9 protein-coding genes and 1 pseudogene are annotated in these 14,946 nt (G+C 46.4%); 5 read left to right on the forward strand and 5 right to left on the reverse strand.

Annotated elements, in window-relative coordinates; translation table 11 throughout:
- Window positions 1-128: 128 nt before the first annotated feature.
- Together IEW70_RS17325 and IEW70_RS17330 are read right to left on the reverse strand one after the other, a co-directional pair.
- Entirely contained in the window at window positions 129-665 is a 537-nt protein-coding gene (locus IEW70_RS17325) for a class I SAM-dependent methyltransferase (protein WP_188649163.1), read from the reverse strand.
- Window positions 666-767: 102 nt separating this feature from the next.
- Window positions 768-1,592 (reverse strand): DUF8832 domain-containing protein, encoded by an 825-nt coding sequence (locus tag IEW70_RS17330; RefSeq protein ID WP_188649164.1) that lies wholly within the window; start codon window positions 1,590-1,592, stop codon window positions 768-770.
- Between the two features lie 940 nt (window positions 1,593-2,532).
- Between IEW70_RS17330 and IEW70_RS17335 the strand changes: the two genes are divergently transcribed.
- Both IEW70_RS17335 and IEW70_RS18245 read left to right on the forward strand, forming a co-directional pair.
- Window positions 2,533-3,444 carry an SDR family oxidoreductase gene (locus IEW70_RS17335; RefSeq protein WP_188649165.1) on the forward strand — a complete coding sequence of 304 codons (912 nt, stop codon included), beginning with the start codon at window positions 2,533-2,535 and terminating at the stop codon, window positions 3,442-3,444.
- 885 nt (window positions 3,445-4,329) lie between these two features.
- Window positions 4,330-4,458 (forward strand): hypothetical protein, encoded by a 129-nt coding sequence (locus IEW70_RS18245; RefSeq protein WP_268234917.1) that lies wholly within the window; start codon window positions 4,330-4,332, stop codon window positions 4,456-4,458.
- Between the two features lie 2,053 nt (window positions 4,459-6,511).
- Here IEW70_RS18245 and IEW70_RS17340 read toward each other — a convergent pair.
- Together IEW70_RS17340 and adhP are read right to left on the reverse strand one after the other, a co-directional pair.
- Window positions 6,512-7,777, reverse strand: a pseudogene (locus tag IEW70_RS17340) (IS110 family RNA-guided transposase).
- Window positions 7,778-8,285: 508 nt separating this feature from the next.
- Window positions 8,286-9,296: an alcohol dehydrogenase AdhP gene (gene adhP, locus IEW70_RS17345; RefSeq protein ID WP_188649170.1), complete on the reverse strand. Its 1,011-nt coding sequence runs from the start codon at window positions 9,294-9,296 to the stop codon at window positions 8,286-8,288.
- A gap of 189 nt (window positions 9,297-9,485) precedes the next feature.
- Between adhP and IEW70_RS17350 the strand changes: the two genes are divergently transcribed.
- Together IEW70_RS17350 and IEW70_RS17355 are read left to right on the forward strand one after the other, a co-directional pair.
- A complete protein-coding gene (locus tag IEW70_RS17350; protein WP_188649166.1) occupies window positions 9,486-11,375 on the forward strand; it encodes a sigma-54-dependent Fis family transcriptional regulator in 1,890 nt (629 codons plus the stop codon).
- Between the two features lie 630 nt (window positions 11,376-12,005).
- Window positions 12,006-12,455: a hypothetical protein gene (locus tag IEW70_RS17355; protein ID WP_188649167.1), complete on the forward strand. Its 450-nt coding sequence runs from the start codon at window positions 12,006-12,008 to the stop codon at window positions 12,453-12,455.
- Between the two features lie 354 nt (window positions 12,456-12,809).
- On the opposite strand, the gene IEW70_RS17360 is transcribed toward IEW70_RS17355, so the two are convergent.
- Window positions 12,810-13,172 (reverse strand): ABC transporter permease, encoded by a 363-nt coding sequence (locus IEW70_RS17360; RefSeq protein ID WP_188649168.1) that lies wholly within the window; start codon window positions 13,170-13,172, stop codon window positions 12,810-12,812.
- Window positions 13,173-14,238: 1,066 nt separating this feature from the next.
- Between IEW70_RS17360 and IEW70_RS17365 the strand changes: the two genes are divergently transcribed.
- Complete coding sequence (locus IEW70_RS17365; protein ID WP_188649169.1) at window positions 14,239-14,508, forward strand: hypothetical protein; 270 nt, start codon at window positions 14,239-14,241, stop codon at window positions 14,506-14,508.
- Window positions 14,509-14,946 lie beyond the last annotated feature (438 nt).

The following is a 14,946-nucleotide window of genomic DNA, read 5'->3' on the forward strand; positions in this document are numbered from 1 at the left end:
GGCAGGCTCTCGACGGTTCGTTACCTCATCGCCGATCTGCCTAGGATACTGCTGGTGGAACAACAGGCTTCATCGTATTGCGAAGCAATTACCCAAGCGACTTTCACGTCGCACTACTCCGAGATACGTTAGCCGTTGATTGGTTTCCGGGCGATCACGCAAACCGCAATCCCGCCTTTGAACTGGCGGTATTCACGACTGATTTGGACAAATCCGGCCTGCCGGAGCTCTCCGCTCAGCCGGTCAGCGAAAGCAGACGGATCCTGGGTATTCTTTCCGATCTGCTGGTACGTTGTAGCAACCATGCCCTCGGGCCGTAGCCACCGTTGCATCTTTTTCAATACACGCGGGCGGTCTGACCAGAATGGGGCCGAGTTGACGGAAAAGATCTTGTCAAAGGGGACTTTAAGACCCGGCCATTCTTCAACCTTGCCGGATAGCAAATGAACTTTCCCTTCCTGAACGGCCTGCCAGTTGCGCTTTTCGGCCTGCCTCAGCATGGTTTCCGAAGGATCGATACCGACTACCTCCCCTTCCCGGATCAACAAGACCGCTTTTTCGATTCCTACCCCGGGTCCATAACCGACTTCCAGCACCCGGTCGCCAAGTTGAATGTCCAGGTGGGACAGTGTCCATTCATTCCGTTCGCCCGTGGTCATGGCCATCAGCTTCCCCGCCACTCTACCCCAGAAACCTCTTGGTTGTCGGAACTGCAAAGAGAAATCTTTTAAAAATGACAACCTCTTCGCCCCTTTCGTTCTATACCCTTACTGGACGTTGACCACAAAGGGGAATACATTCACCTTATTGTTGATCTTGAACTCCGCCCAGATCTTATAGATGCCCGGTTTTTTGAACTCCGTGGCGAACCGAGTGTCTGTATCGGATTCGGGATGCACGTGGACAAAGTTCTCTGCCTTTTCATCCAGAATAACCACATGGCCCAGCGCCCCCAGATACGGCTGGGGCTTTCCTCCCTTCAAACGAAAGTCAAGGGTAATCGGTTGGTTCGCTTTAAAAGTAGTCGGTTTCATGGAAACGGTTGTCCCATGAATGGTCTGGGTAAACCCATCCGGTTGAAGCTGAGCCGGAGGCTGCTCCTTTTTGTCGCCGACCTGAAATGGGATCGGACTCACTTGATATGAGAGTGACTTAGGCTTGATGTCCACAAAAGCTTTGTAGGAATCGCGGGGTAAGGTAGTGATAGCCGTAAACGTTCCTTGTCCTTTTGGTTTTGGATGGAGATGCTGATACGTTTGTTGATCCCGACTGACCACTATCAGGTGCATCAACCGCTCGTGATTCACGGTCAGATCTTTTTTGTCTACCGGGTTTCCTTCGCGATCCTTTAAGCTTACGATCAATTCCTGCTTGGATTGCTGCTTGCTCAACGAAACCGCCGGCGTTACTTCACTGTCTTTACCTCCTTTTTCATGTCCTTGATGCCCGCCGTCCGCTTTTTCCATCTCGCCATGATTCATGTTTTCGTGATCCATATGCTGCTCGCTCTTGTCTTGGCCAGAAGCACACCCAACCAAAGTCAGCACGAATACCAGTACGATACTCACAGCGGTCAGTGTCCATTTTCTCATCTTAATCGCCTCTCTTTCTATATTTAAAATCATTCCCATCCCGTAATTCATGGTTGTGCAGACGGGAACTCGGTTCAGAGGAAACTTGTATTCCCTAAAAAAGTTGATATGGTTCTATCCCAATTGATAATTTGATTATATACCCAAACGGGGTATTTTTAATATTGTGCCGGATATGATGGGGGTCACCGTAGTAAACTGTACGCTTAGACATAATTTGGTCTGGGTTTTCCGGATCATAAAGTACGTACTTGGCTACCTATAGGGCGTTTTCGAGGTGAAGTATCTCCATATGGAGACTCAAATTTGATCGCGGCATTTTTACGTTGGGGAGGTAGCTAAGTTATACTTCTTACCCATTGGCTCACCGTAAATAGTCCATGGGAATGGATGAAAATCGCCACTTTTGTTGGATTGTACAAGCGAGCTCACCCTTGTAAATTAGAGGAGAATCCATATCATTACCTCTTACTTGACCTATCGCCCTCATTAAGAGGGCCTTTTTTTGCGCAGAAATAACAGCCTTTGGCTGCTTGGAAGTTATTAGAGAGGAGGTGTCACTATATCAATTATTTTCGAGAGGAAAGAAAAGGCCGTACTCAAAAGGATGGCTTTTCGAGAGCCTGAAATACGAGAGAGAGAGAGTAGGAAAAAGAAATTTGATCCATTGGTTGATTGTTTAAATGGCTAGTGTTTTGTACGATAACAACAGATAGGCGATAAGATGTTCCTGTATCTTTACTTACCTCCTTGTATGCTTACCCCGTTTCCCAGCCCGTGTACATGGCACGGGCTGTTTTTAGTTATTAAACACCTCAAAAAATAGCATAGCCACCAAAAACTTTGTATAAGAATGATAGCAACCGGTCATAACGCCCATTCCTATTGCACCTATTCAGAATAGGGTAAAATGCCTAGTTCATTTTCAGGGAGGTTCATCATGAGCTCTGATTATTATCCAGTTTACCCCTATTACGGTCATAAGACGGAGTGCATAGAACGTCCGGTGGCCTTTCCGCCCCAAAGCCAGGACCGGCAGCCTGGTCTAGAATATCTGATGCACCCCCGGCCTATTAGCGAAAACCCCACCTACAGGGGCAGTGGTAAGCTTCACGGCCGTACGGCGGTTATCACCGGTGGGGACAGTGGCATTGGCCGGGCAGTGGCTTATGCCTTCGCTAAGGAGGGGGCGGATCTCGTCCTTTCCTATCTCGTTGAACATCGGGACGCAAAGGAAACTCAAGCACGCATCCTTCAGCTGGGAAGGCGTTGCCTATTGATCCCTGGTGACCTAAAACAAGAGGCGCACTCCGCTAAAATCGTTCAGCAGACTTTGCACACCTATGGTAAGATCGACATCCTCATCAACAATCACGCAGTCCAGATTGCCCAAAAGTCCATCCTGGACATCACGGCGGATCAGCTGGACCTTACTTTCCGTACCAATATCTACTCTTTCTTCTATCTGACCAAAGCGGCACTTCCACATATGAAACCTGGGAGCGCCATCATCAACACCACTTCAGTAACCGCTTACGAGGGAAGTAAAAATATGATCGACTACTCTTCGACCAAAGGGGCGATCGTCACATTCACCCGCTCCCTCGCCCTTTCCTTAGTTGAAAAGGGGATCAGGGTTAACGCTGTCGCCCCCGGTCCGATGTGGACGCCGCTCACCGTCTCCACCTTCACACCAGAAGAAGTAAGTGTCTTCGGCACGAATGTACCGATGAAACGGGCAGGCCAACCCTTTGAGATCGCACCCTCTTTCGTCTACCTCGCTTCCGATGACTCCCGTTACATGACCGGCCAGGTTATCCATCCTAACGGGGGAATAATCACTGGAAGCTAAAAAATCATCTGCGGGGTCTGTAGCAAGTTTAAGGCTTACCCTACGCTAGGAGCTTCTACGATGAATACGAGTCTGAATAGGAAAGAAAGACTATTTAGGGAGGCAATTATTCCTTGGTCCCCTTCGCATTTCCATATGCGCAAAATTCCCTGTGGCTTACACGGGGAATTTTGCGTCCTCATACCCTTTTCCGGAGTGAATACAATATACAGTCTGTTTCGCTTGTGAAGGGGATATAATTGCGACCTTGTGTTGCCTCGTGTCAAGTGATCACTGACAAGCATAACGTTGTCACAGGGCCGGTTCCATATTCACCTCGTTCCCTCACCTTGTTGGGCATACAGGGTGAGGGTTTTTATGTAAAAAGGACGCCCAAGGGACGTCCACTTTTGTTATGAGTCTTGTTCCTCCGTGCCATATACACTGCCAGAGGAGGAACTTTCCCATCTCGATCGGGAGGATTCATGATGAAGCAGCCACAATGGCATTGCCGCAACAATTTTTTCAGTGTTCTGGTGGTTCTTTTGCTTCGACGATAGGCTTTGTGCAGTGTGTGGGAATCCACCATACAGCAGTGTCTATGCTTCGGGTAAGGCATCATCTTCGGATAATGTATGGGCGGATATGGCATCTTCGGTCGGTGTTCCATTGAAACATTGTTTTCTTGCCATGCGTTCAGGCTGTGCTGTTCCTCCCCCTGAGAGGGCATTACAGGTCCATGTTCCATTTATAATCACCTCGCTATAATTTTTCAGCCACGGTATTGTATGTCCGTTTATCCGCAGAGTGACTGGTGCAAAAGCCTCTTTCCCATCCAAGCGGGTACTCACTACGCCTTATCCCCATAATTTACTGGGGAAAGGACCAAGAAAGGGGGTTGCCGACATGAGTGGTTATGGTTATGGTTTTGGCCTGAGACGGTTACTTCTGTTTCTGCTCGTCATTGCCACCATTTTTGCGCTCGTAGATGGATGGGGATATGGCAAGGGATATACGGGTGGTGGTGTTAAATAACTCCCACTGCAATGCAAAAACTCCGCAATCCGGTCCGGTGACCCCAACACGAGAAACCCGGCCGCCTGCGAGACGACCGGGTTTCAATCCGTTCCTTGTTCTTGTACGGTAAGCGGAACACTTGGTTTTTCCAACTATATGATATCTTATCTTTTTGGTTATTACGATCAGAAACGTCTCATAGTGATAGAAAACACGGAATACCGCGCCCGCTTCGGCGGTTTTTTTTTTTGGCTATTCTTTCGGGCGGGGGATCTACACCTTTGTACTGGTATCTTACTTTCTCTTCTGCCGTTTTTTCTTTTGTTTATTCCTCTTTGCCAGAATTCTTTTATTATCGAAATCCTTGGTTGAATGCCTCTAATATATGTTATCGGACATCCAAAAACCCTTGAGGACTTTACTATTTATTCCATTTAAAACTGCATATTTCATTACAGGTGTACCGCTCCTCCTTCCGACAGCCGGACATACGAAGGTAGGAAAAATAAATTTGATCCATTGGTTGATTGTTTGAGGGGCTAGTGTTTTGTACGATAACAACAGATCAAGGCCAAAAGATGTTCTGTATCCTTACTTACACCTCTTGTATGCTTACCCCATTTCCCAGCCCGTGTTATTTACACGGGCTGTTTTAAGTTATTTAAGAGCTGCCTTGTAAAACGCCTCAAAAATAGCATACCCACCAAAAACTTTGTATAAGAATGATAGCAACCGGTCTTTCAAACCTGCCTAAAGCAGGTTTTTTTTCTGATAAAAGCCATGTTGGTATACCAGGTGAAGTATGGGGCCAAGCGTCTGAGACGCTTCAACCCCCCCTTCCCGAACCGTACGTGCAGCTTTCACCGCATACAGCTCTCCAGGAACCTACATCGGTTATTAACCGTTGTAGCACTTCCAGTCGTTTGAGGGCTGGTTGACCCCATCCGGGTTACCCCCTTCCTCGTAGAAGCTGTTCCCTGCGGCCCTTCCCCGTGTCATACCTGTTAGGGCAGGTGTTTGGGTACTATGGCCGCTCCGTGACCATATCCCTTGCGGGACGTAGGTCATCCCCAAGTAGCCTGGGTGTCTCGCTCTGCACNCTTTCACCGTATGCAGCCTAGCTGACTTGCATCTTCTCCGTGGTACTCAGAGTCACAAGCCTTTTCGCGTCATGCTGCTGTCCCCCCAACCCTTTCGGGTGGAGGTAAGACGCTGCTTTACTCACGTTACTCCAGTGAGACTGCCATTCAGCAGTAGAGACATCCAGACCTCATGGGCGCACTGAAGCTGTCACCAGGGGCAAAATGGTTTCCAGTATATGTAACTCACTCGGTATAGTGGCGATACAAACATTACAGGGTGTACCGTCTCTCCTTCCGACAGCCGGACATACGTAAGTAGGAAAAATAAATTTGATCCATTGGTTGATTGTTTGAGGGGCTAGTGTTTTGTACGATAAAGATGAACCAAGGCCACAAGACCTTACATTTTCATTAATCACCTCCTCGTATGCTTACCCCGTTTCCCAGCCCGTGTAAATAGCACGGGCTGTTTTAGGTTATTTAGGGGTTAGTCCGAGTTGCATCCAGGTCCAAGTCCTATATGTGAAGCATAAAAACCGCCTGTAAAAGGCGGTTTTTTCGTAGTTGGGTACCTTCAGCAATTTGTAGATTCTGTACGTTAAGGAGAAACTCATCGCAGAATCCCTCCCTCCCTCAAGAAAATAAGAGGAATCTCACATATTCTCTTCGAATCTCCGTTTTTTGAGGAACAAACGAACTCCCTCGGCGGTTGAATATTGAAGGAAAGAGTAAATTTGGATGGTGGCTAACCATGAAAATAAAGACCACCCTCCAATTCCCACAATATGGTCGCGCATCGAATCTCCACAATACCCTTGCGGTATGCCCTCCCATGTCTCACGGGGTCTTCGCCCTTACATTCCTTCGTTCAACCTGTCAAGGGGTGGAGGCCAGGGGGATACTTAGCGACAGGGTCGTGCCCGTATGACCGAATTCGTCCCGGCTCTCGCGCTTCGTTTGTCCATAAAAAACGGAACGATCAAAATAGCTTAAGCAGCGGTTTGTAACTGTGAACGACGAATGTCTCCTAACATTCTGTGGGCATCATAGGTTCTCTGCTTTTTCCCTAAAGTAAACAACACTCGAACCAACTTACAACACAGAGCAATCAGGGATTGCATCTTCTTCAGCGGGTTTTCCGGCCGGGTCGTCAGATACCGGTGGAGTGCCCGAAATTCCGGATTGTGGGCCGTCAGCGGAAGAATGGCTTTAAACATTAACGATCGCAAACGAGGACGTCCCCTTTTGGTGATGGAAGCCCGTCCCTTGTGCTGTCCGGAACTATTTTCTTTGAGGTTCAATCCTGCCAAGCGAATCAACTGTTGAGGATGGTCATAAGCTTCAAGGGGCCGACCTCCGACAGAAATCCGGCTACGGTCGCCCATCCGACCAAGGGAATACTCAACATTTCCCTGGTACCGGGGATAGACTGAAGCAGCTCTTGGATTTGAGTAGAGAGCCGATCCATTAAAAGCTCATATTGTTCCAACAGCATCTGAAGCTCCATCCGGGCCATCGTCAGACCCTCGGTTAAGCCAATGGAATTCTGGGCGGTTTGTACCAACCATTCCGCGCGTTTTTTACCCACAGCTCGCTGAACGACGGTTTTCCACTCGGCTGTGATCGCTTCTGCTCCCCGTTCCAAGATGTCCTGAGGAAGTGGAAAATGCTTTAGAGTGTACAGGAAGCCTTTCCTTCCCAATGCTTAAACACGGTCGAGTATTCCGGAAAGTACCGGTCAAACCAATGGTGCATCCGGTTCTTGATCCGCTTAAGATTTTCAGTGAGCCGATCCCGTTGGATCATGGCCACTCGAAGGTCCGCGTAAACCCCGGTCAATACGTTGGACTCCGAATACCGGCGTCCTTGACCAACTGAGCGATCACTTTGGCATCTTTGACGTCATTCTTGGTTGGGGAGTTGTCATCGAGTTCCTTGCTTTTTTTAACGTGCAAAGGGTTAACCAGTACCACTTGGATCCCTTGTTTCCTCAGAAATTGAGCCAACGGAAGCCAGTAGTGGCCGGTGGGTTCCACTCCAAACAGGACGTTTGTTTTTCCATGTTCCTTTTGAAGGGTTCGAATCCATCGAATCAGTTGGCTGAACCCCGCATGTGTATTCTCAAACGTTAGGCGTGAACCATATTCTATTCCACGAAAGTCTTGTGCTCGGGCCACATGAACTTTCTTGGCGATGTCCGCACCGATGATCGATTCCGTGATTTGCTCCAGTTTCCGATTTTGCTTATACTTCATGTGAGTACCTCCTTGTTATTTCGGGGTCAAGGCCTTGACACCCCGTATGCTAACAGGAGGTACTTTTCTTTTTCAAAGTGCCAGTTTTTTTGTTATAGGAATGCTTAGCGTACAGTTTTTATAAAATGCTGGCGCGACCCCTTGAAGGGCTTCCCCTCTCTCTCCCCTTCTATTTTCCGTATTAAGGAAATTTTTTGGATACAGAACGCCTCGATCACCAGCAACCGACTGCATATATTATTAGGATTTATCTAACCTGGAAAAGATTAAGGTAGGAGGGATAAAATGAAACGAGAATCTGAAGGACAGAAAAAACAAAAGAATGAACAAAAACGACCGACGGAGCAGGAAATTCATACTGCATTAAAAAGGGGAGGCTTTTTTGTCGGGGTTAAAAAATGAGTAATTCCTAAAGGCACTGTCACTGAAATTGACAGTGCCTCTTCAATTAGTCCCGGGGAATGCATGTGTAAAGGTAATACCTTGGGAAGACAGATTGCCATCAGTGTTACAACTCAAATACAAGTCTTGCTTTTGCTTTTCCTTCTTCTACTTCCTTAAATGCCTCATTAACATCATGTAGATGCCGTTTCTCGTGGATTACTCGTGTTTTTCCATCCGCGTGAAGTTCAAATACTTCTTTGAGATCCACCCTTGTCCCAACAATGGATCCTATAACTGAAATCCCATTAAGAACAGTTTCGAATATAGGCAATTTTACGTCGTTGTCTTTGGGTAGAGCTACAAAGACAATTTTCCCTCCCCGTCGGAGTGAATGATAGGCTTGTTCAAACGCTTTTGGTGCCACTGCCACACAGATAGCTTGATCGGCTCCACCAAGCTTTTTGATTTCCTCTACAGGATCTTGGGTTCGAGCATTTACTGTATAGTCCGCACCAAGCTCTTTCGCTAAGCTCAGTTTTTCTTCAAACAAATCAACTGCAACAACGGCAGCTCCTGCGATTTTAGCATATTGCAAAGCTAGATGACCTAACCCTCCGATTCCAAAGATAGCTACTAAGTCCGAAGGACGCGCCCCGGACACCTTTACCGCTTTATAAGTGGTAACCCCCGCACAGGTAAGAGGCGCGGCATCCATCGGATCGACACCTTTTGGAACTTTTGCCACATAATCGGCATAAGCGTTGGCATATTCAGCAAAACCACCATCAATAGCATAACCAGTATTTAATTGATTTTCACACAAGGTTTCCCACCCAGAAGCACAATACTCGCAGTGGCCACATGCATAGCCCAGCCAAGGAATTGCCACCCGATCCCCTTCTTTGACAGTTTTGACTCCTTTACCAACGCTCTCGACGATGCCAACCCCTTCATGCCCAGGAATAAAGGGAAGCTTAGGTTTAACAGGCCAATCTCCATGGGCAGCGTGAATATCTGTGTGACATAAGCCAGATGTTTCGATCTTTACACGGGCCTGGTTAACAAGAGGGTCCGGAATGACCACCTCCTCTACACTTAAAGGTTTTGAAAAATCGTGAACTACGGCAGCCAGCATTTTTTTTCCCATAAACACTTCCTCCTTATAGTAAGAATCGCCACAAAATATTGCAAAAACTATGCCACCCTTTCGACTATATCGATAAATAGTTAAAAGTGATGTTCACTTAACAAAACATGTTTCAATTTTGTACACTTAGGATAATTTATAATATTAGGAATGTGGGCCAAAAAAGGAGGGTTTTCTATGCTTCCCCGTCGTAACTTGATAGACCAATCTTGGAAACGAAGCTTGAAGCTTGGAGTGGATCAGCATCGTACTGTAAATGAGATTCTTAAAGGAGGGGAGTTACTAGATCGTCGAGATGAATTGAAGGAATTTTTTAAAGCCACTAATGATATTCTTGAGCAGCTTTTGTTGCAACTCAAAAAATCGAATTTTATGGTGATCGTCTCCGATCCCGATGGTTATATTGTCAACACATGGGGGGAACCTCCTTTTTCAGAACGAGCCAAAAACGTCCGGCTGGATACAGGGGCAAATTGGAATGAAAGGGTCAAAGGAACCAACGCCATTGGAACAGCTCTTTACGAAAAAAAACCAATCAGTGTTGTGGGGGAAGAACATTTTTGTAAAGAAAATCACTTTTTAACCTGTTACGCGGCCCCCTTATATTCCCCGACAGGCGAGTTGCTTTGTATTTTGGATGTGAGTGGAGATGCACAATATCATCATCCTCACACCATGGGAATGGTGGTTGCTGCAGCACAGGCATGTCAAGCAAGACTGCTACTTCAACAGACAAAAAATGAGCTAATCTTAGCTTTAAATGAAAATGATATATTAATGGACGAACATCATCAGCCTTTGTTGTCAGTAAATGAAAGCGGTATCATTACGCGGTTAAATCAACAGGCAGCACAAATTTTAGGGCGTTCGATTAGTGACTGCATAGGAAAGCCGCTGTCCAACTGGTTTAGAGAAGAAACCGATGAAATATTGTCATCCAACAGTCAAAGCACCAAAGTATTGTCCCTACAGTCAGAAGATAGTGAAGAACAAACAAAATGGGTAGTTCATTCCGTTTTAGACAATCGAAAAAGAGTATACCGCGGGATTGTAAAACCCATACCAAAAAAAAATACGCAAGTAAAACGTAGTCAACTAGTCAATGAATGTCCGAAGATGAAAAAAGTAATAAGCGCTGCTAAAGCGATTGCCCCAACTAAAGCCACCGTCTTAATCCAAGGAGAAACCGGATCGGGAAAGGAATGGGTTGCTCAAACCGTTCATGAAGCTAGCGGGAGGAACGGACCTTTTTTGGTCGTCAATTGCGGGGCTCTACCGGAGCAACTGATTGAGTCTGAGTTGTTCGGATATGAAAAAGGCGCATTTACAGGAGCAAACAAGGAAGGAAAAAAGGGGAAGTTTGAAGCGGCAGATGGAGGAACACTTTTTCTTGATGAAATCGGGGAGCTTCCTTTAGCTTCCCAAGTGGTGTTACTAAGGGTTTTGGAGGAAAAGCACGTTACTCGAATTGGAGGCCATCGACCTCGTCCAGTGGATGTACGAATCGTTGCCGCAACAAATCGGAACCTCCCGTCGGAGATTCAAAAAGGAACCTTCAGGGCAGACCTGTTTTATCGATTATGTGAGTTTGAGTTGCACATTCCCCCTTTGCGAAAAAGAGAAGACATACAGCAGTTAATTAATTTTTTTATCGAAAAGACTGCTAATGAATTAGGAGTGGACAAGCTTTACCTAGACAATTCGGGGTTAAAAAAATTAAAAACGTACCACTGGCCAGGGAATGTTCGGGAACTTAAGCAGGTGGTACGGCAATCCTGTTATAACGCCTATATTTTACGTGAATCCTGGGTAATCACTGCAAACGATATTGATCTTCCTTTTTTGCGGCAGTCCGGAGAGATATATACTCGATTGTACGATGATAAGGGATCTCTGTTAGAGGATCAAGAAGAAAAAACGATTAAAGAGGTATTGAAAAATACGAAAGGTAATATTGCTGAATCCGCACGAATACTGGGAATTAGTCGTACAACGCTTTACCGTAAATTAAATCAGTACGAGACATTAAAGGTGTTACAAAGACGTATGAAAGATGAAGGGAAATGACCCGCTAAGGTTTTTTAACCAAGCGGGTCATTTTTATATGGATTGAAGCCTCTATGGGCCGTATATTTGGCGCTTTTTCTTAATTCTGATCCATTGTGATAAAAGAACTGGTATCGGACTCTCACGAAATACGGGAACCTGTAGAGAAAACGGGGATGGTAAAGGGGACAATAAAAAAGCAGCTTAGTTTCATACATACTCCCACAGGCGGCTAGTTCCTCTTCCTTTATTTCAATGTAATTTCTTTAAGAATGCATATTCGGTAAAGTTATAGGGGTCACCGTACCGAAAAAAGAAAATTGTACGTTAAGGCGATCGACGGCCGCAAAAAAAACCGGTACCCTGTACGGAATCTTCGCAAGCACGTGAAGGATCCCGTCCTGCGTGCCAAGCTCATGCCGAAATATTCATCCGGCTGTAAGCGTCTGCTGCTCTCGGACGACTACTATCCGGCTCTCGTGCAGCGCAATGTCGAGGTGGAAACAGCCGGGATCGCCGAGATCCGTGAACGCTCGATCGTCACGACCGACGGACGCGAGCACACCGTCGACACCATCATCTTCGGCAACCGGATTCCGTGTCACAGACAATCCGATCTTCGAGCGCATCCGTACACGCAACGGCCTAACGTTGGCCAAAGCGTGGGCAGCCGACGGCTTACGCGCGTACCTCGGCACCACGGTGCCCGGGTTCGCGAACTTCTTCATCATGAGCGGACCGAACACCGGGATCGGGCATACGTCGCTCGTCTTTATGATCGAATCGCAGATCAACTACATCCTTGATGCACTGCGCACGATGAAGAGAGCGGACACAGGCAGCATCGAGGTCCGGCGCGAGCCGTTCGAGGCATACAACGACTATATCCAATCGCGTATGGGGCGCACGGTATGGAATGCGGGCGGTTGCTCGAGCTGGTACCTCGATGCGCACGGACGCAACACGACCCTGTGGACCGACTTCACGTGGAAGTTCCGGCTGCGTACACGTCGATTCGATCCCGAGAACTATATCATGACGCCGCACAGGCGCTCGGCATCGCCCGTGCGTCCGGTCTCGAGCGTCGGAGGTGTAAGTTGATGGCGGCTCTTCGTGGGGCACTCATCCTCGTCACCGGCAGGCCGCAAAAAAACCAGCACCCTGTATGTAATGGGGGTGGGTTTCGGGTGCAAAATTATTTCCAGTATATGTAACTGACTCGCTATAGTGGCAATACAAAAATTGCGATCTTGTCACCTTACATTCCAAAAAACCGTCCTATTCATAGCTTGTTTTAGGATTGAAAAACACTGCACCTTTAATTTATCTAAGAATAAAATAACCGTAGCTCCGCTTATGGGATGCTATTTGCCGTGTCGCCGTGGTTGCCTCCGCCGTGAAGATTCTACTTACTATCTCTCCTCCCTCTTGAGGGGTTTTTTTTTTGCGAATCTGTCACCAGGGGCAAAGTAGATTCCATAAAAAGTAAAACCCTGCTGATGATTGAGGAAGGGAAAGCGCCGGAAACAGCACAAGGGAGATGGTCTCCGCGCTCTCGTTCCAGTAGCCTAGGTTATCAATCAGGAGTAATCCGACGGAAGTAAAGGCGGCGATTGACCAACGGCTGGCCAACAGCGCCAGGATCGCAAGTACCAGTGCGGTCACCATGGTCGGGAGAGAGGTGAGCACCGACTCGAAAAAGGTAACTAGAGGTTCGATTATCGATGTAATGAAACCGAAGAAGGGGGCCAGATTATCCTGAAGCCAAGCTACCAACCAATCGACCCATTTCTCCAACGGGATCTTAGGAAGGTTCATCAATTGGGATTCCGAAGTGGCCAGCACCTACGTATTGAACACACACTATGGCACCCAACTTCTCTCTCCATTAGAAGGAATAAAGTACGCCTTGGAAATGATGGATACGGCTATCGTTACCCCTGGTATTGAAGCACACGCTGATCATGATTGGGTACTGGCACTGTGGCACAATAGAAAGGAACCCCTTCAGGTGGGGTTCCATGAGGAATCTATTCTTTTTAATAACCGCCAAAACTGACCAGAGCGAAAATCGTCGCGATCACCAACAGGAAAATCAACAGGCGACGCAAACCAAAGCCACCACTGTATCCACTGTATCCGCCGGAAGTTCCAAACATCTGGTTACCTCCTTTCCAATCACTTAATACCTTATGTATAACGCTTGTAGATAGAAACGGCTATGTAACTATATAAGTAAAAGATAGGTATATTTATATATCTGTATTAGATCTCTTAGACAGGGATCTATTTAATTAAAGAATGGTTGAATACCTTTCCTTCTACCAAGTTCTCAACATAGCTTAAAGAGACATAAAAATGCAGGAGAAGGGTGAAGAACGAATGAACCAGAACATTCCTGGTATGTGTCAGCAGAATATTGGGCAACCGGTGCAAATACACTTTCGGGACGGACGAATCCTTCCCGGTGTTATTCAGGAAGTTGGTCCGGATGGGATTATGTTTGGTCCACTGAATGAGGGGTACCCTATGAAGCCAAGGGTCATAAAAAAGGGCAGATTCAACCCGCAGTAGGAAACGGACAGCCAAAACCTCAACTCCAAAACGTTTTGTTTTTCTTTCCGTTTTTTATCCCCTTCTTTTCGATTGTCTTTATCCGACCGTTCTTTTTCTGATAAGAGAAATTACATTCAAAAAGATGGATTGAATTTCCGACAAGTAGTAAACGAAAAAACGTAATCTACACTTGTAACCGATACAGGAAAATCAACAGGTGACGTAAACCAAGGCCATATCCATATAAAGATAAATGAAAGCCCGTACGTCCTTCCTTTTATGTTCATATGTTATTAACATATGAGTTTCGAAGAAAGGAGGGTGTTAAGTGGGCAATACCCTTTCAACCAAAGAAATGACGCGTATGATTAATTCACTGCTAGGACAAAAAGTGTTGACCGAAGCCCAACTAAAGAAAATTCAAAAAGGAGCCAAGCAAGCTTATCATAAGGGCGGAATGAATAGAATGATACGGTACTTGATGCGTGTAACCGGAGCGGATGTTGATCCTAATGAATTGCGTGCGTTTGCTGATTTAATCCAATCCAATCCCCAAGTAGGCAAAAATATTCTGGAAGGGGTCACTAAATTAAAGTAACAAAAAGAAAAAAGCCGTAAAAAGATCGGCTTTTTTGAGAAAAAGGGGGAATTCACACCAGTGGTATTCACTTTTTTCAACAGGGCACTTTCGAGAAATTAGTACCCATGAAAGACGCCAACCAGGGCGAAAATGGTGGCGATTACCAACAGAAAGAGAAGCAGTCGGCGCAAACCGAATCCGTAACCGTAACCGTAGCCACTCATTAACCTCTCCCCCTTTCGGATCAGAGCTATATTTTTATTATGCTTCTCTGTTGTCATTTGACATGGACAGAGATACCTAAGTACAAAAATAAGTATCTCACTTTAGAGCTTGTTGCATAAATCAAAACAAGAAAAGACTGGGAGAAGACTTAACGATTCCAAGGGGCTTGAACCGTTTGGATTCCCGCTTGCTTCTCGGCTAAACGGTCGCATAGATAGGTAAACAATACCC

The sequence above is a fragment of the Marinithermofilum abyssi genome (assembly GCF_014641195.1).
GTDB lineage: Bacteria > Bacillota > Bacilli > Thermoactinomycetales > DSM-45169 > Marinithermofilum > Marinithermofilum abyssi.

Bases quoted from the DNA above. Each gene is read 5' to 3' on its own strand.
- IEW70_RS17325 (WP_188649163.1), bottom strand. From the start codon at position 665: ATGGCCATGACCACGGGCGAACGGAATGAATGGACACTGTCCCACCTG.
- IEW70_RS17330 (WP_188649164.1), bottom strand. From the start codon at position 1,592: ATGAGAAAATGGACACTGACCGCTGTGAGTATCGTACTGGTATTCGTG.
- IEW70_RS17335 (WP_188649165.1), top strand. From the start codon at position 2,533: ATGAGCTCTGATTATTATCCAGTTTACCCCTATTACGGTCATAAGACG.
- IEW70_RS18245 (WP_268234917.1), top strand. From the start codon at position 4,330: ATGAGTGGTTATGGTTATGGTTTTGGCCTGAGACGGTTACTTCTGTTT.
- adhP (WP_188649170.1), bottom strand. From the start codon at position 9,296: ATGCTGGCTGCCGTAGTTCACGATTTTTCAAAACCTTTAAGTGTAGAG.
- IEW70_RS17350 (WP_188649166.1), top strand. From the start codon at position 9,486: ATGCTTCCCCGTCGTAACTTGATAGACCAATCTTGGAAACGAAGCTTG.
- IEW70_RS17360 (WP_188649168.1), bottom strand. From the start codon at position 13,172: ATGAACCTTCCTAAGATCCCGTTGGAGAAATGGGTCGATTGGTTGGTA.